The organism is Limimaricola cinnabarinus LL-001, from assembly GCF_000466965.1.
Classification (GTDB): Bacteria; Pseudomonadota; Alphaproteobacteria; order Rhodobacterales; family Rhodobacteraceae; genus Limimaricola; species Limimaricola cinnabarinus.
Map to the genome: position 1 here is coordinate 1 of NZ_BATB01000145.1, position 1,645 is coordinate 1,645.

The 1,645-nt window shown below is 63.5% G+C and carries 2 pseudogenes; both read right to left on the bottom strand.

The features are described 5' to 3' along the window. Positions 1–930 (bottom strand): annotated as a pseudogene (locus tag MBELCI_RS20270) (IS3 family transposase); the annotation flags it as partial. A gap of 81 nt (positions 931–1,011) precedes the next feature. Next, positions 1,012–1,506, bottom strand: a pseudogene (locus tag MBELCI_RS18740) (IS3 family transposase); the annotation flags it as partial. Positions 1,507–1,645 lie beyond the last annotated feature (139 nt).

Consider the following 1,645-nt stretch of genomic DNA (forward strand, 5'->3'; position numbering starts at 1 on the left):
GGCTTGCCGGGCCGTGAGAAGTCCAGCGTGACATGGTTGGCATAGGCCCACAGATCGAGGTCGCGCGAGATGAATTCGCTACCGTTGTCGACGCGTATGGTCTTCGGATAGCCCGTCTGGCGACAGACCCGTTCCAGCGTCTGCACCACGTCTTCGCCGCGATAGGTGAACCTCGGATCGGTGGCCGGGCAGTAGCGCGAATGGGTGTCGACGATGGTCAGAATACGCAGCTTGCGGCCGGTGGCGAGCTGGTCGTGGACAAAATCCATCGCCCAGACCTCGTTCGGACCGGACGCCTCCTGCCGGTCCTCGCGCAGCTTGGCCTTCACCCGGCGCTTGGGGTGCTTGTTGCGCAGCTGAAGGCCCAACTCGTTGTAAATCCTACGGGTCTTCTTCATGTTGATCACCCAACCTTCCCGGCGCAGCAGCACATGGACACGCCGGTAGCCGTAGCGCAGCCGGGTTTCGCAGATCTCCTTGATCCGCCTTTCGACGGCAGCCTGGTCCGTCCGCCGGTACTTGTAATGGTAGGTGGAGGTATCGAAGCAGATGGCCCCACAAGCCTTCCTGATCGAGACGCCCCAATCCACGCACATCCCGGTGACGAGCTCGCGCAAACGGCCAGGGCGAGCCAGGGGCGCCACTGGTTCAAGCCCACTGGCGAGCGAGCTTTCGGCGGATGACGTCCTGCAACATGTCCCGGTCCAAGGTCAGATCGGCGACGATCTTCTTCAGTCGCCCGTTCTCGTCCTCAAGAGCCTTCAGCCGCCGCATCTCGTCGGGCAGCAACCCGCCATAGCGCTTCTTCCAATTGAAGTAGGTCGCCTGGCTGATCCCGGCCTTGCGGCAGAGCTCCGCCACCGGCGTGCCCGCCTCTCCCTGCTTCAGAATGAACGCCTTCTGCGCCTCAGTGAACTTCGATGCCTTCATCGTTCTCAGCTCCTCTCCCAGCCAGGAAAGCTTAGCCGAAAACTCCAGTTTCAGACGGTCGCGTTTTCAGGGGGCAGAGCACCGCACCAGCGCGTCCAGCTCGCGCGCGACACGGGCGCCCGAGATGCTGGTGTCAGCGATCAGGCACAGGTTCTCGCGGCAGCAATCGTCGATCACCGCGAGGATGCGGAACTTGCGCGAGGCGCCGAAGCTGTCCGACAGGAAGTCGAGCGACCAGCGAGCATTGGGATGCGCCGCCTCCGGCATCGGCGTGCGCGTGCCTCGAGCCCGCTTACGGCCACGTCGTCGCTTCACCGCCAGCCCTTCCTCGCGGTAGAGCCGATACAGCTTCTTATGGTTCATGATCATGCCTTTGCGTTCCAGCAAAATGCCGATCCGGCGGTAGCCGAACCGACGCCGCTTCCCGGCGATCTCCTGCATCTCCTTGCGGATCTCGGGGCAGTCCGGCGGGCGTGGGCGCCGGACTGTCTTGGGATCGACACCGACAAGCTGGCAGGCCCGGCGTTGCGAGATCTTGTGATCCCGCATCGCCCGCAGTGCTGCCTCTCGCCGCCTGGCCATTCGGCATCGTCCTCGGACCGTTTATGGATGGCTCCCGCGTGGCAAGGGCTTTCGTGGCGTTCCGGCGACTGGTCGGTTGCGGCCATTTATTCGGCGTCGAGATTGCAGCTCGAAGGCTGCGCGCCTTGATGAA